Source organism: Pseudomonas tohonis (assembly GCF_012767755.2).
Classification (GTDB): Bacteria; Pseudomonadota; Gammaproteobacteria; order Pseudomonadales; family Pseudomonadaceae; genus Metapseudomonas; species Metapseudomonas tohonis.
This window is the reverse complement of the sequence record NZ_AP023189.1, coordinates 2,973,645-2,999,326: the sequence shown is the minus strand read 5'-3', so window position 1 is coordinate 2,999,326 and position 25,682 is coordinate 2,973,645. Positions and strand designations below refer to the sequence as shown.

13 protein-coding genes and 1 pseudogene are annotated in these 25,682 nt (G+C 69.7%); 6 read left to right on the top strand and 8 right to left on the bottom strand.

Going from position 1 to position 25,682, the window contains the following annotated elements; translation table 11 throughout:
• Positions 1 to 43: 43 nt before the first annotated feature.
• From HSX14_RS31620 to HSX14_RS13765, 5 genes and pseudogenes are all read right to left on the bottom strand, one after another.
• Positions 44 to 808 carry a methyl-accepting chemotaxis protein gene (locus tag HSX14_RS31620; RefSeq protein WP_371850563.1) on the bottom strand — a complete coding sequence of 255 codons (765 nt, stop codon included), beginning with the start codon at positions 806 to 808 and terminating at the stop codon, positions 44 to 46.
• A 93-nt stretch (positions 809 to 901) separates the two neighbouring features.
• A pseudogene (locus tag HSX14_RS31615) lies at positions 902 to 1,906 on the bottom strand (HAMP domain-containing protein); the annotation flags it as partial.
• A 271-nt stretch (positions 1,907 to 2,177) separates the two neighbouring features.
• Positions 2,178 to 15,200 carry a non-ribosomal peptide synthase/polyketide synthase gene (locus HSX14_RS13775; protein ID WP_173174097.1) on the bottom strand — a complete coding sequence of 4,341 codons (13,023 nt, stop codon included), beginning with the start codon at positions 15,198 to 15,200 and terminating at the stop codon, positions 2,178 to 2,180.
• 84 nt (positions 15,201 to 15,284) lie between these two features.
• A complete protein-coding gene (locus HSX14_RS13770) occupies positions 15,285 to 16,043 on the bottom strand; it encodes a thioesterase II family protein (RefSeq protein ID WP_173174099.1) in 759 nt (252 codons plus the stop codon).
• Position 16,044: 1 nt separating this feature from the next.
• Positions 16,045 to 16,263, bottom strand: a complete 219-nt coding sequence (locus HSX14_RS13765) for an MbtH family protein (RefSeq protein ID WP_044404743.1) — start codon at positions 16,261 to 16,263, stop codon at positions 16,045 to 16,047.
• A 312-nt stretch (positions 16,264 to 16,575) separates the two neighbouring features.
• Between HSX14_RS13765 and HSX14_RS13760 the strand changes: the two genes are divergently transcribed.
• Entirely contained in the window at positions 16,576 to 17,154 is a 579-nt protein-coding gene (locus HSX14_RS13760) for an RNA polymerase factor sigma-70 (RefSeq protein WP_111259982.1), read from the top strand.
• Positions 17,155 to 17,308: 154 nt separating this feature from the next.
• Here the strand turns inward: HSX14_RS13760 and HSX14_RS13755 are convergent, their stop codons facing one another.
• Positions 17,309 to 18,307, bottom strand: coding sequence for a GNAT family N-acetyltransferase (locus HSX14_RS13755; RefSeq protein WP_173174101.1), 999 nt, complete (start codon positions 18,305 to 18,307; stop codon positions 17,309 to 17,311).
• Positions 18,308 to 18,446: 139 nt separating this feature from the next.
• A complete protein-coding gene (fusA, locus tag HSX14_RS13750; protein WP_173174103.1) occupies positions 18,447 to 20,549 on the bottom strand; it encodes an elongation factor G in 2,103 nt (700 codons plus the stop codon).
• Positions 20,550 to 20,793: 244 nt separating this feature from the next.
• On the opposite strand from fusA, the gene HSX14_RS13745 reads away from it, so the two are divergent.
• The 5 genes from HSX14_RS13745 (at position 20,794) to HSX14_RS13725 (ending at position 24,378) form a co-directional block, all read left to right on the top strand.
• Positions 20,794 to 21,441 (top strand): DsbA family oxidoreductase, encoded by a 648-nt coding sequence (locus HSX14_RS13745; protein WP_173174105.1) that lies wholly within the window; start codon positions 20,794 to 20,796, stop codon positions 21,439 to 21,441.
• Positions 21,442 to 21,518: 77 nt separating this feature from the next.
• Complete coding sequence (gene acuR / locus HSX14_RS13740; RefSeq protein WP_173174107.1) at positions 21,519 to 22,151, top strand: acrylate utilization transcriptional regulator AcuR; 633 nt, start codon at positions 21,519 to 21,521, stop codon at positions 22,149 to 22,151.
• A gap of 39 nt (positions 22,152 to 22,190) precedes the next feature.
• Entirely contained in the window at positions 22,191 to 23,174 is a 984-nt protein-coding gene (gene acuI, locus HSX14_RS13735) for an acrylyl-CoA reductase (NADPH) (protein ID WP_173174109.1), read from the top strand.
• A gap of 151 nt (positions 23,175 to 23,325) precedes the next feature.
• On the top strand, positions 23,326 to 23,565 hold the full coding sequence (locus HSX14_RS13730; RefSeq protein WP_173174111.1) for a hypothetical protein: 240 nt from the start codon (positions 23,326 to 23,328) through the stop codon (positions 23,563 to 23,565).
• A gap of 585 nt (positions 23,566 to 24,150) precedes the next feature.
• Positions 24,151 to 24,378: a hypothetical protein gene (locus HSX14_RS13725; RefSeq protein ID WP_173174113.1), complete on the top strand. Its 228-nt coding sequence runs from the start codon at positions 24,151 to 24,153 to the stop codon at positions 24,376 to 24,378.
• Positions 24,379 to 24,779: 401 nt separating this feature from the next.
• Here the strand turns inward: HSX14_RS13725 and HSX14_RS13720 are convergent, their stop codons facing one another.
• Positions 24,780 to 25,637, bottom strand: a complete 858-nt coding sequence (locus tag HSX14_RS13720; protein ID WP_173174116.1) for an SDR family oxidoreductase — start codon at positions 25,635 to 25,637, stop codon at positions 24,780 to 24,782.
• Positions 25,638 to 25,682: the final 45 nt, after the last annotated feature.

Sequence of the window (25,682 nt, the reverse complement as noted above, 5' to 3'; positions counted from 1 at the left end):
GAGTCGGCATCCACTCAGCCCAGGGCAGAACGGTACCGCTCCATCAAATCCTGAACGTATCCACCAGCTGCTTCAGCCGGCTGACCTGCTGGTCCAGCTCGGTACAGGCTTTCAGGCTGGCCTGCAGGTTGTGCACGCCGTCCTGGTTGAGGACGTTGATCTCGGTGATGTCCATGTTCAGGCTTTCGATCACCGAGGTCTGTTCCTCGGTAGCGGTGGCCACGGACTGGTTCATGCCGTCGATCTCGCCGATGCGGCGGGTGACGCCGCGCAGGTTCTCGCCGGCCTGGCCGCCGATGCGCACGCTGTCGTCGCTGAAGTGGCGGCTTTCGCCCATGGTCGCCACGGCGTCGCGGGCACCGGTCTGCAGCTGCTCGATCATCTGCTGGATCTCCAGCGCCGAGCTCTGGGTGCGCTGGGCCAGGTTGCGCACTTCGTCGGCCACCACGGCGAAGCCGCGTCCCGCCTCGCCGGCGCGGGCCGCTTCGATGGCGGCGTTGAGCGCCAGCAGGTTGGTCTGCTCGGAGATGCCCTTGATCACGTCGAGGATCTGGCCGATGTCGTTGCTCTTCTGGCTGAGCACTTCGATGTGGTTGCTGGACGCCTGGATCTTCTCCGACAGCTCGCCCATCGCCACCAGGGTGCGCTCGACCATGCCCTGCCCTTCCTCGGCGTCGCGGCGGGCGTCGCTGGCCTGCTCCGAGGCGTCGGCGGCGTTGCGGGCGATCTCCTGGGCAGCAGCGCCCAGTTCGTTGATGGCGGCGGCCACGCTGTCGGTGCGGGCGGCCTGCTCGCTGGAGTTGGTCATGGAGGCGTTCGACGCCTGCACCACGGTGCTCACCCGCTCGTGCACTTCGCGCGTGGCGGAGGCGACTTCGCGGATCGACTTGTGGATGCGCTCGACGAAGCGGTTGAAGGCATCGGCCAGCTCGCCGAACTCGTCACGGGAGTCGATCGACAGGCGCTGGGTCAGGTCGCCCTCGCCCTCAGCGATGCCGCTCATGGCGTGGCTCATCACGTGCAGCGGGCGCAGCAGGATGCGGATCAGCCCGCCCAGCAGCAGGAGGATGGCGACCACGCCGATGATGGTGGACATCAGCGCGGATACACGGAACTCCTGCAGGGCGGCGAAGGCCTTGGATTCGTCGACGGACAGGCCCACGTACCAGCGCACCCCGGTCAGCCCTTCCACCGGCAGGAAGGTCACGATCCGCGCCTCGCCGTTGCGGTCGCTCACGCTCTGCAGGGCGGACTCCAGGCGCGGCGCAGTGCCGGCGAACAGGTCCGGCAGCTTCTTCAGGACCAGCTGCTGGTCGGGGTGGACCAGCACCGTGCCCTTGTCGTCCACCAGGAAGGCGTAGCCCATGCCGCCGAGGTCGAAGGAGTTGAGGATCTCGTCGACCGTCTTCAGCTTGAGGTCACCGCCGACGACGCCCTGCAGGGCGCCCGAGGCATTCACCGGCCGGGTGATGGTGATCAGCAGGCCGTCGCGCGGGTCGGCGGCCAGGTAGGGCTCGGTCAGGCCGGGACCGCTGGTCTGCGCCGCCTGCTTGTACCAGGGCCGCTGGCGCGGGTCGTAGCCGGCGGGCAGTTCGCTGCTCGGGAACTGGGTGTAGGTGCCGCTCGCCTGGCCGTAGTACGCATAGAGGAAGGCGGCGGCGATGCTGCGGTGCTGCAGGCTCTTGGCCAACGCCGCCTCGCTGGCGTCGTCCTCGATGGACTCGGCCAGGTTCTCCAGCAATTGCATGCGGCCCACCAGCCAGTGCTGGATGTTGCCCGTGGAGACCTGGCCCACATCGTTGAGGTAGTTGGCAAGGTTCTGGCGGATGGCGTTCCGCTGCAGGTAGTCGTTGTACAGCGCGAAGGACGCGAAGGCAGCGATCACCACCAGGGAGGCTGCCACCATGATCTTGTGGCTGAATTTCAGGGTTCGCATGGAGGAACTCGCTCAAAAAGGTGCAGATACATGAGGTGGCCACAGGCGTTGTCGGCCCGGTCGGCAATGGACCGGACACGAACGCTGGGCCGTCCTCTGGTATCGGCGGCGGCGGGTTCTACTTAAGTAGGTTTTTCAGGCCTTTATGTGCGTGCGTTCAGGGATTGGGTGAAATGCCGCTGCGCCACCCCATGCAGCCGGGGCACGCGGAGCCCTCCCCGCTCCGCGTGCCCTGCTGCCGTTACAGCATCTCCAGCCTGGCCATCAGGTCCTCCAGCCGTGCGGCCTTCTCCTCGGTGACGACGCTGCCTTCCAGCGACTCGATGTAGCTCGCCAGCTCCTCCACCGTGCTGCACTCGAACATGGCCCGCAGGGGCACGTTGCGTTGCAGGGTCTTCTGCACGCGGGAGGCGATCTGGGTGGCGAGCAGGGAGTGGCCGCCGAGTTCGAAGAAGTTGTCGCGCACGCCGACCCGTTCGACCTTGAGCACCTCGGCCCAGATGCCGGCCAGGGTGGCTTCCAGTTCGCTGCGCGGGGCCAGGTAGTCCTGGGCCTGCAGCGGGCCGAATTCCAGGGGCGGCAGGGCCTTGCGGTCGAGCTTGCCATTGGCGTTCAGCGGCAGGCGCTCGAGCACCAGCCAGTGCAGCGGCACCATGTAGTCCGGCAGGTCACCGCGCAGTTGCTGCTTGATGGCCTCGAACCAGGCGCCCTCTTCCGCCAGGCGGCTGGCCGGCGAGGCGGCGCGGGCGAAGCGCTCGGCCTCGCGCGGCACCAGGTAGCCCACCAGGTATTTGCCGGTGGGGCCTTCCTGCACGCTGACGGCGGCGTCGCGCACGTCCTGCCGCTCGAACAGGCGGGATTCGATCTCGCCCAGCTCGATGCGGTAGCCACGGATCTTCACCTGGTGGTCGACGCGGCTGACGTACTCCAGCACGCCGTCGGCGCGGCGGCGGGCCAGGTCGCCGGTGCGGTACAGGCGTTCGCCCGGCGCGCCGAAGGGGTTGGGCACGAAGGCCTGGGCGGTGCGCAGCGGGTCGCCGACGTAGCCACGGCCGACGCCGGTGCCGGCGACGCAGAGCTCGCCCACGGCGCCCAGGGGCGCCAGCTCGAAGGCGTCGTCCAGCAGGTACAGGCGGTTGTTGTCGGTGGGGCTGCCGATGGGCAGGTAGGTGCCCTCGGTGGAGGCGGCGTCGACGCGGAAGAAGGCCACGTCGTCCGAGCATTCCGCCGGGCCGTAGGCGTTGACCAACCCCACCTGCGGGTAGCGCTCCAGCCACTGGCGCGCCAGCTCCGGCGGCATGGCCTCCCCGGTGGGCAGCATCCAGCGCAGGGCGCCGAGCACGGCAAGGGCCTCGGCGAGCATGCCCTGGATCAGCGACGGCACGCTCTCCAGCACGGTGATGCCGCGCTCGCGCACGTGGGCCAGTAGCGCCTGCGGGTCGTGGGCGATGGCGTTGGGGACGATCTCGGTGCAGGCGCCGAACAGCGGCGCGGCGAGGAACTGCCAGACCGAGATGTCGAAGCTCTGCGAGGCCGTCTGGGCGATCACGTCCGCCTCGGTCAGCGCCAGGTACGGCGCCTTGCTCAGCTGGTTGTTGAGCATGCCGGCCTGCTCGACCATCACGCCCTTGGGCAGGCCGGTGGAGCCGGAGGTGTAGATCACGTAGGCCAGATTGCCCGGGCCGCTGTGGATGCCCGGGTCCTGCTCCGGCCAGGCGCCTTGCAGCACGTCCTCCCACACCAGCAGGCGCGGACGCTGGCCGCAGCCGAGCTCCTCCAGCAGCAGCATGGCCTGGTCGCGGCAGGCACGGGTGGCCACCAGCGCCGGGGCGCGGCTGAGTTCGAGGATGCGCGTCAGGCGCGGGGTGGGCAGCGCCGGGTCCAGCGGCAGGTAGCCGGCGCCAGCCTTGAAGGTGCCGACCATCATGCCCAGCAGGTCGAGCCCGCGTTCGCCCAGCAGCGCCACCGGCTGGTCGAGGCCGACGCCGGCGGTGCCCAGGGCGTGGCCCAGGCGGTTGGCGTGGCGGTTCAGCTCGGCGTAGCTCCACTGGCGGTCGAGGCAGCGGGCGGCGATGCGCTGTGGGTGCGCGGCGACGCGGGCCTCGAACAGGCGCACGTAGCCCTGCTCCAGCGGGTAGTCGCGGGCACTGTCGTTGACGCCGTGAAGCAGCAGCTCACGCTCGGCATCCCCCAGCAGCGGCAGCGCGCTCATGTCGGCCTCGATGTGCTCGCCCAGGGCCAGCAGCAGGCGCTTGAACTCGCCCAGCAAGCGGTCGATGGTCGCCTCCTCGAAGTAGCGCCGGTCGTAGGACAGGTGCAGGCCCAGGTCGTCGCCCGGGTAGCAGACCACGGTGAGCGGGAAGTTGGTGTGGGTGCGGCCGGAATCCGAGCTGGCCGAAAGGCTCTGCGCCCGGTCCAGCACCGCGATTTCCACCGGCGCGTTCTCGAACACGAAGAGGCTGTCGAACAGCGGCTGGCCCTTGGGCAGCTCGCTGCATTCCTGGATGGCCACCAGCGGCAGGTACTCGTGCTCGCGCAGCTCCAGGTTGCTGGCCAGCAGCCCCTGCAACCAGTCACGCACGCCCAGGCGCTGGCCCGGTGCGGGCAGCTTCACCCGCAGGGCGATGCTGTTGATGAACAGGCCGACGGTGCGCTGCATCTCCGGCAGGCCCACCGGGCGCCCGGCCACGGTGACGCCGAAGACCAGGTCGCGCTCGCCGCTGTAGCGCGCCAGCACCAGGGCCCAGGCCGCCTGGGCCAGGGTGTTGACGGTGAGCTGGTGACGCTGCGCCAGTTCCCGCAGGCGGGCGCCATCGGCGGCTTCCAGGCGGGTGATGCGGTCGCCCACCTGCATGCCGCCGCTGTCGTTGGCGTGCTCGCGGAGGATCGGCCGGTCGCTGGGCAGGTGGGTGGTGCGCTCGAAGCCCGCCAGGTTGCCCTGCCACCAGGTACGGGCCTGGCCCAGGTCCTGGCGTTGCAGCCAGCCGATGTAGTCGCGGTAGCGCGGCGCCAGGGGCAGCTGCGGCTCGCGGCCCTCGCCCAGGGCGGCGTAGACCTCGAAGAAGTCGCTCATCAGCAGGCCACGGCACCAGGCGTCGATGAGGATGTGGTGGTTGCTCATCATGAACCAGTAGCGCGCCTCGCCCAGGCGGATCAGGCGCAGGTGGAAGGGCGGCTGGTGCAGCAGGTCGAAGCCGGCCTCGCGCTCGGTGCGGTGCAGCGCTTGCAGGCGCTCCTCGTGGCCCTCCTCGGGCAGGTCGCTCCAGTCCAGCACGTCCACCTCGGTGGCGCCGGGCTTGTGGATCACCTGCAGCATGGTTTCGCCGGCGTTCCACACGAAGGAGGCGCGCAGCGCCTCGTGCCGCGCCACCACGGCGTGCCAGGCGCGGGTGAAGCGCTCCACGTCCAGCGCGCTGTTGATGCGGTAGCGGTCCTGCATGTAGTAGATGCCGGTGCCCGGCTCCAGCAGGGTGTGCAGCAGCAGGCCTTCCTGCATGGGCGTGAGCGGGTAGATGTCGTCGATGATGGCAGCCGGCACCGGCAGCTGGTCGATCTGCTCCTGGCTCAGGTGCGCCAGGGGGAAGTCCGACGGCGTCGGGCCACCGGCGCCCTCCTCCAGGCAATGGGCGATGAGCGCCTGCAGCTCGGCGATGAAGGCTTCGCCCAGGCCCTGCACCGTGGCACGGTCGTAGCGCGCCTGGCTGTAGGTCCAGTTGAGCAGCAGCTCGCCGCCGAACACCTGGCCGTCCACGCTCAGCCAGTTGGGCAGCGTGGCGTCGGCGTCGTGGGCCGGGCCGGCGCTCTCCTCCAGCGGGCGCAGCAGCGCACCCTCGGCGAAGCTGCCGTCGAACTGGCCCAGGTAGTTGAAGGTGATGCGCGCCGGCGGCAGCGCCGCCATGGCGGCGCGGGTGGCCGGGTCGGCCAGGTAACGCAGCACGCCGAAGCCGAGGCCCCTGTGGGGCACCTGGCGCAGCTGTTCCTTGATCGCCTTGATGGCCGCGCCGAGCCCCTGGGCCGGGGCCAGGCGCAGCGCGTAGGCGCTGGTGAACCAGCCGACGGTGCGGCTGAGGTCGATGTCGTCGAACAGCGGCTCGCGGCCGTGGCCTTCCAGTTGCACGAGTACCGAGTCACGCGCGGCCCAGCGGCACAGCACGCGGGCCAGGGCGGTGATCAGCAGGTCGTCGACGCGGGTGCGGTAGGCGGCCGGCGCCTGCTGCAACAGCTGGCGGGTGCGCTCGGCGTCCAGGCGCAGGGTGAGGCGCTGGGCGTCGCGCTCCAGGTCCTGCTCGGCATCGCGGTCGCAGGGCAGCGGCGCGTCGTCGCCGCCGAGCTGCGCCTGCCACCAGCCCAGCTCTTCGCGCAGCGGCTCGCTGCCGGCGTAGGCCGCCAGGCGTTCGCCCCAGGCCTTGAAGGCACTGGTGCGCGCCGGCAGCGCCAGGGGTTGCCCGGCCTGCAGGTGGCGATAGGCGGTTTGCAGGTCTTCCAGCAGCACGCGCCAGGAGACGCCGTCCACCACCAGGTGGTGAATGGCCAGCAGCAGTTTCTGGCGGCCATCCGGGCCTTCCAGCAGCAAGGCGCGCAGCAGCGGGCCATGGGCCAGGTCGAGGCTGCGCTGGGCATCGGCCAGCAGGGTGTCGGCCTCGGCGAAATCGCCCACCTGCGCTTGCCACAGCAGGCCATCGCCTTCGCTGGCGGGTGCACGGTGCTCGGCGTGCCAGGTGTCGCCGTCACGGGTGAAGGACAGGCGCAGGGCGTCGTGGTGCTGCACCAGGCTCTGCAGGGCCTGCTCCAGGTAGGCGGCGTCCAGGCGCTCGCCGGCTTCCAGCAGCAGCGACTGGTTCCAGTGGCTGACGTTTTCCGGTGCCTGCTGGAAGAACCAGTGCTGGATCGGCGTCAGCGGCATAGCGCCGGTCACCGGGCCCTGGTCCACCTGGGTCAGCGCCTCGCGGCGGGCGACGGCGGCCAGGGTCTGCACCGTCTGGTGCTGGAACAGGTCGCGCGGGCTGAAGTGGATGCCCTGCTGGCGAGCACGGCTGACCACCTGGATGGAGAGGATGGAGTCGCCGCCCAGCTCGAAGAAGTTATCGGTGAGCCCGACCTGCTCGACGTTGAGCACCTCGCGCCAGATGGCCGCCAGGCTCTGCTCCAGCTCGCTGGTCGGTGCCAGGTACTGCTGGCGGTTGTGCTCCGGGTCCGGCGCCGGCAAGGCGCGGCGGTCGAGCTTGCCGTTGGGGGTCAGCGGCAGGCTGGCGAGCAGCACCAGGTGCGCCGGCACCATGTGTTCCGGCAGCTGGGCACGCAGGTGCGCCTTGAGGGTTTCGCGCAGCGCCTGTTGCGCATCGGCGCCCTCTTCCGCTGCGGCACAGGCCACGTAGCCGGCCAGCTGCTTGCCGCTGGGGCTGTCCAGGGCCAGGACCACGGTTTCGCGCACGGCCGGGTGTTCCAGCAGGCGTGCTTCGATCTCGCCCAGCTCGATGCGGAAGCCGCGCACCTTCACCTGCTGGTCGATGCGGCCGAGGTATTCCAGCTGGCCGTCGTCACGCTGGCGCACCAGATCGCCCGTGCGGTACAGGCGCCCGCCGTCGGTGGCGAAGGGGTTGGGCACGAAGCGCTCAGCGGTGAGGCCCGGGCGCTGGTGGTAGCCACGGGCGAGGCCGGCGCCGCCGACATAGAGCTCGCCGATGGCGCCGGGCGGCACCAGGGCCAGGTCGGCGTCGAGGATGCAGGCCACCCGCGCACCGACCATGCGGCCTATGGGCACGCTGGCGGCGCCCTCCTCCAGCTGCGCCGGGGCCAGGGCGGCCAGGGGCATCACCACCGTTTCGGTGGGGCCGTAGGCGTTGAAGAAGGCCTGGGGCGCGAAGCCCGCGCGGATGCGTTGCAAGTGCTCGGCGGTGAGCGCCTCGCCCCCGGTGATCACCAGGCGCACCGGCAGGGTCTCGCCCCGCGCGCCGAGCCATTGCGCCAGCTGGCTGCCGTAGCTGGGGGTGAAGCCGAGGATGGTGACGCCCTGCTCGCGGATGAGCTGGCAGATGTCCTCGGCGCCCCATTGGCCCTGGGCGCGCAGCACCAGGCGCGCGCCGCACAGCAGCGGCGTCAGCAGGCGCTCGCTGGCGGCGTCGAAGTTGATGGAGTAGAAGTGCAGCTCGCAGTCGTCGGCGCGCATGCCGAAGCGGCGGATCACCGCCTGGCAGTGCATGGCGATCTCGCCGTGGCTGACCGCCACGCCCTTGGGCTTGCCGGTGGAGCCGGAGGTGTAGATCAGGTACGCCTGGTGCTGCGGCCGTGCGAGGTCCACCGGCGCGCTGGCGGGGTAAGCGGCCAGCGCGGCCTCGTCCTCTTCCAGGCACCAGCGGCCGACGCCGGCCGGCAGCTCGCCGAGGGTGTCGAACAGCGCGGCCTGGCCCAGCAGCAGGACGATGCCGCTGTCCTCGATCATGTAGTGCAGGCGTTCGGTGGGGTATTCCGGGTCCAGCGGCACGTAGGCGCCGCCGGCCTTGAGGATGGCCAGCAGGCCGACCACCATGGCCACCGAACGCTCCAGGGCCAGGCCGACGCGCACCTCGGGGCCGACGCCACGCTCGCGCAGCAGGTGGGCCAGGCGGTTGGCGCGGGCGTCCAGGGTGGCGTAGTCGAGGGTTTCCGCGGCGAAGGTCAGGGCCGGCGCCGTGGGCGTGCGCTCGGCCTGCGCGGCGAACAGCCGATGGACGCAGCCGTCGAGGCGGTGCTCGCCGGGTTCCTCGCCCAGGCTTGCGAGCTGCGCCAAGCGCTCATCGTCACTCAGCAGCGGCAGCTCGGCCAGGCGCTGCGCGGGGTCACCCAGCAGCGCTTCCAGCAGGTTGCACAGGTGGGTGGCCATGCGCGCGATGCGCGGTTCGTCGAACAGGTCGGAGCTGTAGGTGAAGCAGCAGCCGAGGCGATGGTCGAGGTCGGTGACCTCCAGGTTGAGGTCGAACTTGGTGGCGCGGGCGTCGTTGGCGATGTACTCGACCTTCATCCCCGCCAGCTCGCGGGTCTGCTGGAACTCCCAGCGCTGCACGTTGCACATCACCTGGAACAGCGGGTTGTAGGCACTGCTGCGCGGCGGCTGCAGCGCCTCGACGAGCTGGTCGAAGGGCAGGTCCTGGTGCGACTGGCCCTCGATCACGGTGAGGCGCACCTGCTCCAGCAGCGCGGCGACGCTCATCTGCCCGTCGAGCTGGCAACGCAGCACCTGGGTGTTGAGGAAGGCGCCGATCAGCCCTTCGCTTTCCGGGCGGATGCGGTTGGCCACCGGCGCGCCGATGCGCAGGTCCTGCTGGCCGCTGTAGCGGTGCAGCAGCACGGCCAGGGTGGCGGTCATGGTCATGAACAGGGTCAGGCCGTTGGCCGCGTTGAAGGCGCGCACGCGCTCGGCCAGTGCGGCCGGCAGGTCGAAGCGGTACAGCTCGCCCCGGTGGCTCTGGGCCGGCGGGCGTGGGCGGTCCGTCGGCAGCTCCAGCAGCGGGTGCTCGTGGCCCAGCTGGGCCGTCCAGTAGTCCAGCTGGCGCTGGCGCTCGCCGCCTTCCAGCCATTGGCGCTGCCAGGCGCTGTAGTCGAGGTACTGCACCGGCAAGGGCGCCAGGGGCGATTCGCGGTCGTCGAGGAAGGCCTCGTAGAGCGCGCCCAGCTCGCGGGCGAAGATATCCATCGCCCAGCCTTCGGTGACGATGTGGTGCAGGGTCACTACGAGGAAATGCTCGCGTTCGCCGCCCTTGACCATCACCACCCGCAGCAGCGGGCCGGTCTCCAGGTCGAAGGGCCGGTGGGCCTCGTCATCGGCCAGGGCCTGCAGGCGGGCTTCGCGCGTTGCGGCATCGAGGGCGGAGAAATCCTCCCAGCCCATGACCAGGTTCGATTGCTCGGCCACCTGCTGGCGCGGCACGCCGTTCTCGCTGGGGAAGGTGGTGCGCAGGGTCTCGTGGCGCTGCACCAGGGCCTGCAAGGCGGCCTCGAAGCGGGCCACGTCCAGCGGGCCGCTGAGGCGCGCCAGGCCGCCGACGTTGTAGGCGGGGCTGTCCGGCTCCAGCTGCCAGAGGAACCACATGCGCTGCTGGGAATAGGACAGCGGCACCGGGCGGCTGCGGTCGACGCGGGCGATCACGCCCTGGCTGTCCACCTGGCCGCTGGCCTGGATGCGCGCCACCTCGGCGCAGAAGCCGTCCAGGGTGCTGGCCTCGAACAGCGCGCGCAGCGGCAGTTCGACATCGCAGGCCTGACGGGTGCGGGAGACGATCTGGGTGGCCAGCAGCGAGTGGCCGCCCAGGGCGAAGAAGTCGTCGTCCAGGCCCAGGCGCTGGATGCCCAGCACCTCGCGCCAGATGGCGGCGACCCGTTGCTCCAGCTCAGTGGCCGGCTCGCGGTGCTCGGCTTGCTGCCAGGCGGGTTCGGGCAGCGCGCGGCGGTCCAGCTTGCCGCTGGGGCCGACGGGCAGTGCCTCCAGGCGCATCAGTTGCGCCGGCACCATGTACTCCGGCAGCTCGTCACGCAGGGCCTGCAGCAGGCGCTCGGTCTGCCGGGCCTCCTCTTCGGCAGCGCCGTTGGCGCAGTAGTAGCCCACCAGGCGCGGGCCGCCGGGGCCGTCGCGCAATACCACCACCGCCTGGCCGACGCCGGGCTGGGCCAGCAGGCGCGCACGGATCTCCTCGGGCTCGATGCGGAAGCCGCGCAGCTTGACCTGGCTGTCGAGGCGGCCCAGGTAGTCCAGCGCACCGTCGGCGCCCCAGCGCGCGCGGTCGCCGGTGCGGTACAGGCGTGCGCCCGGCTCGCCGAAGGGGTCGGGCACGAAGCGTTCGGCGGTCAGCGCCGCGCGGCCCAGGTAGCCCCGGGCGAGGCCCGCGCCGCCGATGCACAGCTCGCCGGGCACGCCGACCGGCAGGGCCGAGAGCTCGGCATCCAGCACATGGCAGAGCACGTTGCCCAGGGGCTGGCCGATGGGCGAGCGCTCGCCGTCCTCGCGACGGCATTGCCAGTGGGTGACGTTGATGGCGGTTTCGGTGGGGCCGTAGCGGTTGTCCAGGCGCACCGCCGGCAGGCGTTCCAACACCCGGTCGCGCAGGGCGGCGGGCAGCGCCTCGCCGCCGGAGAACAGGCGGCGCAGGGAGGTGCATTCGCTGACGCCCGCCTCCTCGATGAACAGCTGCAGCAGCGGCGGCACGAAGTGCAGCGTGGTCACGCCGTATTCGCGCACCAGCTGCACCAGGCGGCGCGGGTCGCGGTGCTCGCCGGGGGCGGCCAGCACCAGGCGTGCCTCGGTGACCAGCGGCCAGAAGCATTCCCAGACGGAGACGTCGAAGCTCACCGGTGCCTTTTGCAGCAGCACGTCGCTGGCATCCAGTCGGTACTGCGCCTGCATCCAGGCCAGGCGTTCGGCCAGGGCGGCGTGGGTGTTGCCGACGCCCTTGGGCTGGCCGGTGGAGCCGGAGGTGTAGATGACGTAGGCGAGGTTGTCGCCGTGCACGGCGGCGGTCGGCGGGCTGTCGGGCCAGTCGCCCTCCTCCCGGTCCAGCTCGATGACGCGGACGCCCTCATGAATCGGCAGGCGCTCGATCTGGTGCGACTGGGTCAGCAGCAGGCGCGCGCCGCAGTCCTGCAGCATGTAGGCGAGGCGTTCGCGGGGGTAGTCCACGTCCAGCGGCACATAGGCGCCGCCGGCCTTGATGATGGCCAGCAGGCCGACCAGCAGTTCGGGCGAGCGCTCGGCGGCGATGGCCACCGGCACGTCCGGGCCGACGCCCAGGGCCTGCAGGCGATGGGCCAGGCGGTTGGCGCGGCGGTGCAGCGTGGCGCTGTCCCATTGCCCCTCGGCCCATCTGAGGACGACGCGCTGCGGGTCGGCGGCGGCCTGCCGTTCCAGCAGCTCGGGCAGCCAGCGGCTGGCGGCGGGCTGCGGCGCACGCGCCCAGCCGGCCAGCTGGCTGCGCTCGGCCTCGTCCAGCAACTGGATATCGCCCAGGGCCCGCTCAGGTTGCTCGACCACCTGGCGCAGCAGGCTGACGAAGCGCTCGGCCAGGCGGCGCACGCTGCCGGCGTCGAACAGTTCGGTGGCGTAGTCGAAGGCCAGGGTCAGGCGGCCACGGGCGTCTTCCTCGCTGTGCAGTTGCAGGTCGAACTTGGCCTCGCGGCTGTGCCAGGGCAGCTCATCGGCGAGCAGGCCCGGCAGGCGGCGCAGCGCGGAGAGGTCGCGCTGCTGGTGGTTGAACATGACCTGGAACGGCTCGCCGCCTAGGGCGTCCACCAGGCGGTCGAAGGGCAGGTCCTGGTTGGCCTGGGCGCCAAGGGTGGCCTTGCGGGCCTGGGCCAGCAATGCGCTGAAGGTGCGGCGGCCGTCGAGTTGGCCACGCAGCACCAGGGTGTTGATGAAGAAGCCGACCAGGCCCTGGGTTTCCAGGCGCTGGCGGTTGGCGCCGGGCACGCCGACGCGGATGTCCGCCTGCCCGCTGAGGCGGAACAGCAGGCCCTGGAAGGCCGCCAGCAGGACCATGAACAGGGTCGAATGCTCGGCCTGGGCCAGCGCGCGCAGGGCCTTGGCCAGCTCGTCGTCCAGGCGCAGGCTGTGGCGCGCGGCGGCGTGGCTGCGCTGGGCGGTGCGCGGGCGGTCGGTGGGCAGTTGCAGGGCCGGGGCCTCGTCGCCCAGTTGCTCGCGCCACCAGGCCAGCTGGCGCTCGGCCTCGCCTTCGGCCAGCCATTGGCGCTCCCAGGCGGCGAAGTCGGCGTAGCCCAGGGGCAAGGGCGCGAGGTCCGCTGCGGGGCCACCGCAGGCGGCGCCGTAGAGGCGGGAGAACTCGTCCAGCAGCAGGTTCAGCGACCAGCCGTCAGCGACGATGTGGTGCAGGGTCAGCCACAGCTGGTGTTGTTCGTCGTCCAGGCGCACCAGGGTCAGGCGCAGCAGCGGCCCCTGCTCCAGGTCGAAGGGTGCCTGGGCTTCTTCCTCGCGCAGCTGGGCGGCGCGGGCATCGCGCTCGGCGCCGTCGAGGTGGCTGAGGTCGAGGCGCGAGAGGCTCAGTTCCTGGGACGGCAGGATGCGTTGCAGGGCGACGCCGTCCCGTTCGAGGAAGCGCGTGCGCAGCGCTTCATGGCGCTGCACCAATTGCTGGAAGCTGCGCAGCACGGCGCCTTCGTCCAGCTCGCCGCGCAGGCGCAGGCCGCCGGGGATGTTGTAGGCGGCGCTTTGCGGGTCCAGCTGCCAGAGGAACCAGAGGCGGTTCTGCGCCGGGGATTGCGGCAGGTCCTGGTTGCGCGGCAGGCGCGGGATGGTGCCCTGGCGCGGCGCACCGCTGGCCTGCTGGGCCTGGACCGCAGCGGTGAATTCGGCCAGGGAGCGGGCTTCGAAGAGTTGGCGCAGTTCCAGTTCCAGGCCCAGTTCGTCGCGCAGGCGCGCCATCACCTGGGCGGCGCCGATGGAGTTGCCGCCAAGCAGGAAGAAGCTGTCGTCGGCGTGCACCGCCGGCACCTGCAGCTGTTCGGCCCAGAGGGCGGCGATGCGCTGTTGCAGGTCACCGGCCGCCTCGCTGCTGGCAACCGGCGTGGCGCTGACGGCGGCATCGGGGAAGCAGGCGTAGGCGTCGAGGCTGCCGTCTTCCAGGCCGCTGCGGCAGGCGGAGCGTTGCAGCTTGCCGCTGGAGGTCTTGGGCAGCGCGCCGGGATTGAGCAGCACCACCACGCGCGGCGCCTCCTGGCAGGCGTCGGCGACGGCCTGGCGGATCATGCGGATCAGGGTTTCCGGTGCGTGGGCCTTCTGCACGCTGCGGCCGATCTCCACGGCGATGCCGATGCCCTCCTCGCCATCCTGCTCCATGGCGAAGGCGGCGACGCGGCCCTTGCGCACCTGCGCCACCTCGGTCTCGACGGTGCGCTCGATGTCCTGCGGGTAGAGGTTGTGGCCCCGGACGATGAGCATGTCCTTGAGGCGGCCGCTGACGAACAGCTCGCCGTCGCGCAAAAAGCCCAGGTCGCCGGTGCGCAGCCAGCTCACGCCGTCACGGTCGACGAAGGCCTTGGCGGTGGCTTCCGGGTTGCGCCAGTAGCCGTGGGCGATGCTCGGGCCGCTGGCCCAGATCTCGCCCACCTGGTTCTCGCCGAGCGCGGCGCCGGTGGCCGGCTCGACGATCATCACCGCGTGCCCCGGCTGGCCGAAGCCGCAGCTCATCAGCAGGCTGTCGGCGCCCGGCTCGATACGGTTCCGAGCCAGTGCGGCGCCGTCCACACCGAGGGCGGGAATGCCCTGGCCGCGCACGCCGCCGGTGACGAACAGGGTCGCCTCGGCCAGGCCGTAGCAGGCGAGGAAGCTGGCGGCGTCGAAGCCGCAGGCGGCGAACTGGCCGGCGAAGCGTTCGAGGCTGTCCTGGCGGATCGGCTCGGAGCCGGAGAAGGCCACGCGCCAGCCGCTGAGGTCCAGGCGCGCCAGGGCCGCGGCGCTGACCCGCTCGCAGCACAGGCGGTAGGCGAAGTCGGGGCCGCCGCTGACGGTGCCGCCGTACTGGGCGATGGCCTCCAGCCAGCGCACCGGGCGTTCGAGGAAGTAGCGCGGCGACATGAGCACGCAGGGCACGCCGCTGAAGATGGGTTGCAGCAGGCCGCCGATCAGGCCCATGTCGTGGTAGAGCGGCAGCCAGCTGACGATCACATCGTCCGCGCCGATGCCGAAGCCACGGCGGATCAGCAGCTCGTTGGCCACCAGGTTGCCGTGGCTCACCTGCACGCCCTTGGGCAGCGAGGTGGAGCCGGAGGTGTATTGCAGGAAGGCGATGTCGTCGGCGGCCAGCACCGGCTCGCACCAGGCGTCGGCCAGCTCGTCCTGCAGGTCCTCGACGCAGAGCAGCGCCGGGCCGGCGGCGCCCAGGTCGGTGCTCAGCTGCTGCAGGGGTTCGCGCAGGGCGGCGCTGGTGAGCACCAGGGCCGGCTCGGCGTCGTCGATGATCGACAGCAGGCGCAGCTGGTGATGGCGGCGCGCGGACTCCGGCGGGTAGGCCGGCACGGCGATGACGCCGGCGTAGAGGCAGCCGAAGAACGCCGCGACGTAATCGGGGCCGCTGTCGAACAGCAGCACCGCGCGGTCACCGAACTCCGCTTCCGCCTGCAGGGCGGCGGCGATCACCCGGGCGCGCCGGTCCAGCTCCCGGTAGCTGATGACCACGCCGTCGCCCTCGCCTTCGAGAAAGCGCAGGGCGAGGCGCTCCGGCTGTTCGGCAGCGCGGCGCTGCAGGGCCTGGACCAGGGTGCTGGGGAGTTCGAAGGCGTCCATCATGTTGTCGTCCTGCCTGATGCGGCTTGAATTCGGGGTTCGTTGAAGCGAAGGGGCGCGCCCGGCACGACGGCCGCGCCGGGCGGCTCAGCCGGCCGCCAGCGGAACCTGGCGCGACGTGCGGGCGCGCAGGCGCAGCAGGTGCTGCTCGGCGTAGCGCTTGAGGGTGCGCAGCACGGCGGCCTCCTGTTGCTGGAGGAAGAAGTGGTGCCCCTCGAACAGGTCGAGGGAGAAGCCGGTGGCGGTCTCGTCCTGCCAGTCCAGCAGCTGGTCCACGCGCAGCTCGTCGGCCTTGCCGCCGAGCACGTGGATGGGCGCCTGCAACGGCTCGCGCCGGCGGTAGGCGTAGCTGCCGGCGACGAGGAAGTCGGCGCGCAGGATGGGCAGCGTCAGGCGCAGCAGCTCCTCGTTGGCCAGCGCCTCCTCGGGGGTGCCCTGGAGGCTGCGCAGCCTGGCGATCAGCTCGGCGTCGCTCTTGGCGTCGCGGTAGTCATCGACATTGCGCCGGGCCGGGCCGGCGGTGGCCGAGGGGAACAGCGCCAGGGGCTCGGGCAGCCCCTTCTCGCGCAGGGCGTGGGCCAGCTCGAAGGCGAGCAGCCCGCCCAGGCTGTGGCCGAACAGCGCGTAGGGCTGCTGCACCTGGGGCGCGACCTCGCGGGCGAGCTGCGCCACCAGCGTGTCGAGGCGGGTGTGCAGCGGCTCGTCCATGCGCATGCCGCGCCCCGGCAGTTCCAGCGGCTGCACCACCAGCCAGGCGGGCAGGATGCGCCGCCAGCGGTTGTAGGCCATGGCGCTGGCGCCGGAATACGGCAGGCAGAACAGGCGCAGGCTGATCGGCGCGCTCACCTCAGGCCACCCCTTCGGCCTGTTCCATCTGCTTGCGCAGGCTCAGGGGGCGCATGTCGGTCCAGTGCTCCTCGATGTACGCCAGGCACTCCTGCTTCAGCCCGCTCTTGCCGGCGGCGCGCCAGCCGGCGGGAATGGCCTTGTAGTCCGGCCAGATCGAGTACTGCTCCTCGTGGTTGATGACCACCTGGAACACCACGTCATCACGATCGAACACCATGTCGTTCTCCTGTCTGCGAAACCCATGCAGCGGGGCCACCTGCCCGCGCTTTCACAGAGGAGAACGGATGGAGCTCGAAAATAATTAGCGGATCGTCCCCGCCCGAGGCCGCGCTGCGCCGTTGATCGGAAGGGCCGACGCAGAGCGGCGCTGCAACAGAGCTGAAGCCTGCCCGTGCTCTGCTGCAGAAAGTCGAATATTAATTATTCATCGCATTTGACAATGATTATCATTGGACATAATTTGTTACCCCGCTGAACAGGCCGCCCCCTTCCCGGCGCCCTCTGCCTCCCCAAGCGCAAGGTGATTTCCATGACGGATCAACTGTCCACAAGCAGGTGCGATTCACCCTTACTCCAGGCATTCATCGATAACCGCTCGATCCTCGTGAAGATCGCCGCGCGTATCACCGGATGCCGTTCCCGCGCCGAGGATGTGGTGCAGGATGCGTTCTTCAGGCTGCATTCGGCCCCGCAGATCACCTCGTCGTTCAAGGCGCAGCTCAGCTACCTGTTCCAGATCGTGCGCAACCTGGCCATCGACCACTACCGCAAGCAGGCCCTGGAGCAGAAATATTCCGGCACCGAGGAGGAGGGCCTCAACGTGGTGGTGACCCTGGGGGCTTCGCCCGAGGCTTCGCACATCAACTACGCGACCCTCGAACACATCGCCGATGCCCTGGCCGAACTGCCGGCGCGCACCCGCTACGCCTTCGAGATGTACCGCCTGCACGGCGTGCCGCAGAAGGACATCGCCAAGGAGCTGGGCGTCTCCCCGACCCTGGTCAACTTCATGATCCGCGACGCCCTGGTGCATTGCCGCAAGGTGACCCGCGCCGAAGCCGAGAAGGCCGCCGGCAACGACGGGGAGCGCCGCGAAAAATCCGCCTGATCCTTCCCCCGGATCGTCATCCCGGGGCGAAGGCCCCGGAAAGTCCCCGCCTCAGGCCAGCCCCGCAGCCCCGTAGCCCGGTCTTCAGTCCGGGGATTGCTGCGACCACGGTCCCGGGCTGAAGCCCGGGCTACCTATCGAGAACGTGGCTTGCTCAGGCCAGCACGCAATGGTCGAAGAAGCGCTCGCGGCCGATGGCCATGAGTGCGGCGCGCTTGTGCGGGAAGTCGAACTCCTTCTCCCGGTAGTAACCCAGGTTCTGCATGTGGCCGATCATCCGCGCGTTGTCGGCGCGGGGCTCGGCCACCACGCGGCGGGTACGCGGGTCGTCGAGGAAGAGGAAGTGGGTCAGCGCCGCCAGCCAGCTGGCCACCTTGTGCGGGCCACGATGGCTCTCCTCGCCCACCAGCATGTGGATGCCGCGGTCGTAGTCGTCCACCGCGTAGAACGGCGCGATGCGGTCTTCCTTGGCCCAGTAGGCTTCGAAGTAGGCGAAGGGCTGGTCGTCGAAACAGCCGATCAGGGTCAGCGCGTGGGGGTCGTCGTGCAGCTTCTGCAGGTAGGCGCGGTGCTGGTCGAGGTTGCCGCCTTCCTGCCAGAACGCCAGCACGCGGGGCGAGTTCTGCCAGCGGTTGAAACGCTCCAGGTCGCTGTCGATATCCAGCGCGCGCAGGGAGATCCAGCTGCCCAGGCGCGCATCGAAGCGGCGGTAGAGCTCGCCGCTGGGCTTGGGCGGGCGCTGCGGGTGGCGCTTGCCGTCGCTGATGACCATGCGCTCCGGGTAGGGGCTGGCGGCGGCGATCCAGGGCGCCGGCAGCTGCCAGAACTGGCCGCGCTCGCAGCGGTACTCCCCTGCCCCGCTGGCCACCAGCAGGCCGCTGGCCAGGGCCTCGGTGGGCACCTGGGGCAGTTGCCAGTGCAGGCGCTGGCAGGCCGGGTCGCGGGCCAGCAACCAGTAGCAGGCGGCGTGCAGGGCGTGCACATCCGGCTGGGTGCCGAGCCCCTGCAGGCGCGGCTCCGCACCGCGTTGCAGCACCAGGTCGACCAGCGCCCGGCCGTCGAGGGTGAGGTGCAGGCGGGTGTCGGTTTCATCGGCGCCGAGGCTCTGCCCACCGGGCAGCGGGAGGTTCGACAGGGGGGTCTGCTGGGGCATGGGAGGCTCGCGAAATGGGAGGTCTGTGCAACAGATGACGTCGGGGCGCGAGGGAAAATTAGGGGATTGTCGCGGGGAATTCCCGGGCTGAACCCGGGCTACGCAGAGCCCTCTCCGTGGGAGAGGGCTCTGCGCGGGGCTAGCCCTGTTTCTTGACGATGGCGTCGGCGATGTTGGCCGGGGCTTCGGCGTAGCGGGAGAACTCCATGGAGTAGCTGGCGCGGCCCTGGGACATGGAGCGCACGTCGGTGGCGTAGCCGAACATCTCGCCCAGCGGCACCTCGGCGCGGATGATGCGCCCGGCCGGCGCTTCGTCCATGCCCTGGATCAGGCCGCGCCGGCGATTGAGGTCGCCCATGACGTCGCCCATGTAGTCCTCGGGGGTGACCACCTCGACCTTCATGATCGGCTCCAGCAGCACCGCGCCGCCCTTCTGCGCCAGTTGCTTGGTGGCCATGGAGGCGGCGATCTTGAACGCCATCTCGTTGGAGTCGACGTCGTGGTAGGAGCCGTCGAACACCGTGGCCTTGAGGCCGAGCAGCGGGTAGCCGGCGAGCACGCCGTTCTTCATCTGCTCCTCGATGCCCTTCTGGATCGCCGGGATGTATTCGCGCGGGATGACGCCGCCCACCACTTCGTTGACGAACTCCAGGGTGTCCTTGCCCTCCTCGCCCGGTTCGAAGCGGATCCAGCAGTGGCCGAACTGGCCGCGGCCGCCGGACTGGCGGACGAACTTGCCTTCGATCTCGCAGCGGTTGCGGATCTTCTCGCGGTAGGCGACCTGGGGCTTGCCGATGTTGGCCTCGACGTTGAACTCGCGCTTCATGCGGTCGATGAGGATGTCCAGGTGCAGCTCGCCCATGCCGGAGATGATGGTCTGGCCGGATTCCTCGTCCGAGCGCACGCGGAAGGACGGGTCTTCCTGGGCCAGCTTGCCGAGGGCGATGCCCATCTTCTCCTGGTCGGCCTTGGTCTTGGGCTCCACCGCCACCGAGATCACCGGCTCGGGGAAGTCCATGCGTTCGAGGATGATCGGCTTGTCGAGGTCGCACAGGGTGTCGCCGGTGGTGACGTCCTTCATGCCGATCAGCGCGGCGATGTCGCCGGCGCGCACTTCCTTGATCTCCTCGCGGGTGTTGGCGTGCATCTGCACCATGCGGCCGACGCGCTCCTTCTTGCCCTTGACCGAGTTGAGCACCGAGTCGCCGGAGCTGAGCACGCCGGAGTACACGCGGGTGAAGGTCAGGGTGCCGACGAAGGGGTCGGTGGCGATCTTGAAGGCCAGCGCCGAGAAGGGTTCGTCGTCGTCGGCATGGCGCTCGTCGTGGCGGTTTTCGTCGTCCGGGTGGGTGCCCTTGATCGCGGGGATCTCGATGGGTGCCGGCAGCAGCTCGATCACCGCGTCGAGCACCAGGGGCACGCCCTTATTCTTGAACGAGGAGCCGAGCACGGCGGGCACGATCTCGCAGGCGATGGTGCGCTGGCGCAGGCCGGCCTTGATCTCCTCGATGGAGAGTTCCTCGCCCTCGAGGTACTTGTTCATCAGCTCTTCGCTGGACTCGGCGGCGGCCTCCACCAGCTTCTCGCGCCATTCCTGGGCTTCGGCGAGCAGGTTGGCGGGGATCTCCTCCTCGCGGAAGCTGGTGCCCTGGTCGGCATCGTTCCAGTAGATGGCCTTCATCTTCAGCAGGTCGATCTGGCCTTCGAAGTTCTCCTCGGCGCCGATGGGCAGCTGGATGGGCACCGGGGTGTGGCCGAGGCGCTGCTTGATCTGCCCGACCACCCAGAGGAAGTTGGCGCCGGCGCGGTCCATCTTGTTGACGTAGGCGATGCGCGGCACGCCGTACTTGTTGGCCTGGCGCCACACGGTCTCGGACTGCGGCTCGACGCCGTCGGCGCCGCTGAACACCACCACCGCGCCGTCGAGTACGCGCAGGGAGCGCTCCACCTCGATGGTGAAGTCGACGTGCCCGGGGGTGTCGATGATGTTGAAGCGGTACTTGTCGAACTGCTTGGCCGAACCGGACCAGAAGGCGGTGGTGGCGGCCGAGGTGATGGTGATGCCGCGCTCCTGCTCCTGCACCATCCAGTCCATGGTGGCGGCGCCGTCGTGCACTTCGCCCATCTTGTGGTTGACCCCGGTGTAGAACAGGATCCGCTCGGTGGTGGTGGTCTTGCCCGCATCCACGTGGGCCACGATGCCGATGTTGCGGTAGCGGTTGATGGGGGTCGCGCGGGCCATTGTCTACACCTCGTAATGGTCGGGATGGGTTCGGAACGGGAACGGCACGGCCGCTCGGGGACGCGAGCGGCGAAGCAGCCGGGGCGGATTACCAAGCATGGTTGAAGATGCCGCCGACGCAAGCCTGGAAGCGTCGTCAGGCCGCTGTTTTTTTACCGCCGGCCGATGACAGTCGTGCGATACGTCGCGGTGCACGCTTTCGAGGCATAGACTGGGCGCCTTCCCCCATCACGGAGCATTTCCCATGAGCAAGGCCATCAGCATCGACTTCGTATCCGACGTGGTCTGCCCCTGGTGCGCGGTCGGGCTGGGCGCGCTGCAGCAAGCCATCGCCAACCTCGGCGACGAGGTGAAGGTCACGCTCGCCTTCAAGCCCTTCGAGCTGAACCCGGACATGCCGCCGGAAGGCCAGGACATCGTCGAGCACATCCAGCAGAAGTACGGCAGCACGCCGGAGCAGGTGGCGGCCAACCGCGAGCACATCCGCCAGCGCGGCGCCGAGGTGGGCTTCCGCTTCGACATGCAGGCGCGCGGGCGCATCTACAACACCTTCGACGCCCACCGCCTGCTGCACTGGGCCAGGCTGGAGGGCCGCCAGCTGGCGCTCAAGCAGGGCCTGCTGGCCGCCTATTTCAGCGAGGGGCGCAACCCCAGCGACCGCGCAGTGCTGGTGGAGGTGGCCGCAGCCGCCGGGCTGGACGCCGAGGCGGCGCGTGAGGTGCTGGAGTCCGGCCGCTTCGCCGAGGAGGTGCGCGAGGAGGAACACTTCTACACGAGCCACGGCATCCGCTCGGTGCCGTCGGTGATCCTCAATGGCCGCCACCTGATCAGCGGTGGCCAGCCGGCGGAGTATTTCGAGCAGGCGATCCGCCAGCTCGTCGCTGCCGGATAAGGGCGCGCGAGGCGGGTGCGAGCGATGCGGCGCACCCGCCATTGATTTTCTAGACACTCGGTCTAATATCCCCCGCCATGACCGATTCCATACCCCCGCCCCGTCGCGGCCGACCGCCCAAGGTCAACCGCGACAACCCCGACACCCGCGACGCCCTGGTGCGTTGCGGCACCGAGATCCTCACCGAGCAGGGTTTCCTCAGCACCGGCATCGATACGGTGCTGAGCCGCGTCGGCGTGCCCAAGGGCTCGTTCTACCACTACTTCCAGAGCAAGGAAGACTTCGGCCACGCGGTGCTGGAGAACTACGCCGGCTACTTCGCGCGCAAGCTCGACCGCTGCCTGCTGGACGCGTCGCGCCCGCCGCTGGCCCGCATCGCCGCCTTCGTCGAGGACGCCAAGGCCGGCATGCAGCGCTTCGATTACCGCCGGGGCTGCCTGGTGGGCAACCTGGGCCAGGAGGTGACCCAGCTGCCGGAGGCCTTCCGCGAATCCCTGGAGGCCATCCTGCTCAGCTGGCAGCAGCGCCTGGCCCTGTGCCTGGAGGCCGCCAAGGCCGAAGGCGAGCTGGCTCCGGACACGGATTGCGAGCGCTGGGCCGCGTTCTTCTGGATCGGCTGGGAAGGCGCCGTGCTGCGCGCCCGGCTGGTGCAGGGCAACGCACCGCTGGACTGCTTCATCCAAGGATTTCTCGCCGGGCTGCCGCGCTAGCCCGTCCCTTTCCCTAGGTTCCGCATGAGGAGACACCCGATGTTCAAAGGCATCCTGATCGACAAGGACGACACCGACTACCGCGCCACGCTGGCCGAGCTGGACGAGGCGCAACTGCCCGCGGGCGAGGTCACCGTGAAGGTCGACTACAGCACCCTGAACTACAAGGACGGCCTGGCCATCACCGGCAAGGGCCCGGTGGTGCGCAGCTTCCCCATGGTCGCCGGCATCGACCTGGCCGGCACGGTGGAGGCCAGCGACAGCCCCGCCTTCAAGGCCGGTGACAAGGTGCTGCTCAACGGCTGGGGCGTGGGCGAGACGCACTGGGGCGGCCTGGCTCAGAAGGCGCGCCTCAAGGCCGACTGGCTGATCCCGCTGCCGGCCGGCTTCACCCCGCGCCAGGCGATGGCCATCGGCACCGCCGGCTACACCGCGATGCTCTCGGTGCTGGCCCTGGAGCGCAACGGCGTGACCCCGGACAAGGGCCAGGTGCTGGTGACCGGCGCCAACGGCGGCGTCGGCAGCTTCGCCATCGCCCTGCTCGCCCGCCTCGGCTACCAGGTGGCGGCCTCCACCGGCCGACCGCAGGAAGCGGACTACCTCAAGCGCCTAGGCGCCAGCGAGATCATCGACCGCGCCAGCCTCGCCGAACCCGGCCGCCCGCTGGGCAAGGAGCGCTGGGCCGGTGCCATCGACTCGGTCGGCAGCCACACCCTGGCCAACGTCTGCGCCGGCATCCGCTACGGCGGCGCGGTCGCGGCCTGCGGCCTGGCCCAGGGCATGGATTTTCCCGCCAGCGTCGCGCCCTTCATCCTGCGTGGCGTGACCCTGGCCGGCATCGACAGCGTGATGCGTCCGAAGGCCGACCGCATCGAGGCCTGGGATCGCCTGGCCCGTGACCTGGACCTCGCACTGCTGGACGCGATCACCCGCGAGATCGGCCTGGGCGAGGCGGTGCTCACCGCCGGCGAGCTGCTCGAAGGCCGGGTGCGCGGCCGCGTGGTGGTGGACGTCAACCGCTGATCCCGCCGGGTGCCGCCAACCGGCGGCACCCTCCCCCCGGCGCGCGATGCGCCACCCCGATAATCACTATCAAGCCTGATGATTTCTGCCTCCGCCGCCGCTTGGCTAATCTGCGCCCATCGCCACGCAGACAGCCGAACAGGAGGGCCGGATGCACACGTCGATCACACTCGCAGCCCTGCTCGCCGCCCTCGCCCTGGCTGGCTGCACCTCGCCGCAGTACAGCGAGGAGACGCCCTACACCGATGCGCAGGTCCGCCAGTTCGCCCTGGAGATGTTCGGCCAGAGCGGCCTGCCGCCCGAGCAGTTGGCCAAGGTCCGGCGGGCGCTGTTGAAACAGGATCAACGGATGTCCAACGCCATCCGCGACGTGCCGCCCAGCAAGGGCTGAGTCACCCAGATTGCATGCTCCTCCCATGGCCATCCCCCCCTTTGGCCAATATGCAGCTCGCCCCCCGAGCTGCTTTTTTTTGCCCGCGAATCGGACAGGTCCGATGGGCGGTACGGGATGGGGGAAGCAGAATCGACGGATTGTCATGAACAAGCGTTAGAAAACAGAAAGATTCGGATACATACGGGCCCCGGTGGCCCTATCCAATCATCGGAGCATGCCGTATGATCGCGCACCTAGTACCTAGCTGTAAGTCAATCCGGCCACTCGCAGGCAGCGCCACCCAGGCGCAACGCGATACCGGTCTCCTCGATGGTTACCTGACCGATGCCCCCGCCACCCACTGGCAACGCATCCGTCCTGGCCTTCCATCCAGAAGTCTGATCAGGACAATCACCGGGCCAGAACCTTGCCCACGATTACAACCTGGCATCCAAAGTACTTGGCTGGCTCGCTCCGCTGACAGGCGGAACTTTCCACCAGCTCATTCGCTCCGATAAGGATCATCCTGTGTGCCCATGGTGGGCGACGGATTCGGAGTTTTATTTCGCGGCCCGATTGCCGCATTTTGCAGGACCTAACAACATGACTATCCATCACCAGGCAGAACAAGCCATCAGCGCACTCACCCGCGCCTTCGCACCGCTCCAGTGCCAGATCACCGCGCCTTCCCGCAAGGGCGGCTTCAGCTTCACCATCGTCAGCGAGTACGGTGTCGCTTGCCACAGCCAGCGCATCTACCCGGAGCAGTACAGCAACTCCAGCCAGCTCCAGCAGGTGATCGACCGCGCCCAGCGCGCCCTCACCGCCTGACGCCCGGCACGTCGACCCAAAGCCCCGCATGAGCGGGGCTTTTTCTTGCCTGCGATTTACCTCGCTCGGTATCGCCGGGCGTGGTGCATCTTGTGGGAGCGAATTCATTCGCGATGGAGTGTCCGGCCAGCTCGCGGCCCAGTGCCTGCGTCAGGCTTTTCGCGGCTGAAGCCGCTCCCACGGAGAGGGCCTGCAAACTGCGGACATCACCACGTTGGGCCTCGCGGCGCCAACCTACACGCGGTGCCAATTTGTGGGAGCGAATTCATTCGCGATGGAGCATCCGGCCGGCTCGCGGCCCGGTGCCTGCGACAGGTCTTTCGCGGCTGAAGCCGCTCCCATACAGAGGGGGCCTGCAACTGCGGACGTCGCTGCGCTCGGCGCCAACCTACGGCAGTGCCCTACCCGTTCACCACGATGCCGCCATTCACGTGCAGCACCTGGCCGCTGACGTAGGCCGAGTCCGCGCTCGCCAGGTAGACGTAGGCCGGTGCCACATCCGCCGGCTGGCCGGGATGGCCCAGCGGGGTTTCGGCACCGAAATGGCCGACCCTCTCGGCATCGAAGGTGGAGGGGATGAGCGGCGTCCAGATCGGCCCCGGAGCCACGGCATTCACGCGGATGGCGCGCTTGGCCAGGTTCAGCGCCAGGGAGCGGGTGAAGGAGGTGATCGCCCCCTTGGTGGCGGAATAGTCCAGCAGCGTCGGGTTGCCCTTGTAGGCCGTCACCGAGGTGGTGTTGATGATGCTGGCGCCCGGGCGCAGGTGCGGCAGCGTCGCCTTGGTCAGCTGGAACATGCCGAAGATATTGGTGCGGAAGGTCTTCTCCCACTGTTCCTCGCTGATGTCCTCCAGGCGCTCCTGCGGGTGCTGCTCGCCGGCGTTGTTGACCAGCACATCCACCCTGCCCCACTTGGCGATCACCGCCTCAAGGACCGCGCGACAGAACCCGCCGTCGGCCACGTCCCCGGCGAACAGCAGGGCCTCGCGCCCTGCCGCCTGTACTTCCAGGCGGGTCTGCTCGGCATCCTCCACCTCGTCCAGGTAGAGCACCGCGACATTGGCCCCTTCACGGGCGTAGTGCACCGCCACGGCGCGACCGATGCCGCTGTCGGCGCCGGTGACGATCGCGGTCATGCCCTCCAGCTTGCCGGCGGCCTGGTAGTACTCGCCGATGGTCAGCGGCTGCGGCCGCATTTCCGTCTCCTGGCCCGGCTGCCGGTCCTGGTGCTGGGGTGGAAGGGTCTGTTCGTCGCTCATGGTCCTCTCCCGAGTCGGTGGCCTGTTATTCAACAGGACTGGCCC

Coding starts and splice junctions, on each gene's coding strand:
- HSX14_RS31620 (WP_371850563.1), bottom strand. CDS start 808: ATGACCAACTCCAGCGAGCAGGCCGCCCGCACCGACAGCGTGGCCGCC.
- HSX14_RS13730 (WP_173174111.1), top strand. CDS start 23,326: ATGCACACGTCGATCACACTCGCAGCCCTGCTCGCCGCCCTCGCCCTG.
- HSX14_RS13775 (WP_173174097.1), bottom strand. CDS start 15,200: ATGATGGACGCCTTCGAACTCCCCAGCACCCTGGTCCAGGCCCTGCAG.
- HSX14_RS13760 (WP_111259982.1), top strand. CDS start 16,576: ATGACGGATCAACTGTCCACAAGCAGGTGCGATTCACCCTTACTCCAG.
- acuI (WP_173174109.1), top strand. CDS start 22,191: ATGTTCAAAGGCATCCTGATCGACAAGGACGACACCGACTACCGCGCC.
- HSX14_RS13745 (WP_173174105.1), top strand. CDS start 20,794: ATGAGCAAGGCCATCAGCATCGACTTCGTATCCGACGTGGTCTGCCCC.
- HSX14_RS13725 (WP_173174113.1), top strand. CDS start 24,151: ATGACTATCCATCACCAGGCAGAACAAGCCATCAGCGCACTCACCCGC.
- HSX14_RS13765 (WP_044404743.1), bottom strand. CDS start 16,263: ATGGTGTTCGATCGTGATGACGTGGTGTTCCAGGTGGTCATCAACCAC.
- acuR (WP_173174107.1), top strand. CDS start 21,519: ATGACCGATTCCATACCCCCGCCCCGTCGCGGCCGACCGCCCAAGGTC.
- HSX14_RS13755 (WP_173174101.1), bottom strand. CDS start 18,307: ATGCCCCAGCAGACCCCCCTGTCGAACCTCCCGCTGCCCGGTGGGCAG.
- HSX14_RS13720 (WP_173174116.1), bottom strand. CDS start 25,637: ATGAGCGACGAACAGACCCTTCCACCCCAGCACCAGGACCGGCAGCCG.
- fusA (WP_173174103.1), bottom strand. CDS start 20,549: ATGGCCCGCGCGACCCCCATCAACCGCTACCGCAACATCGGCATCGTG.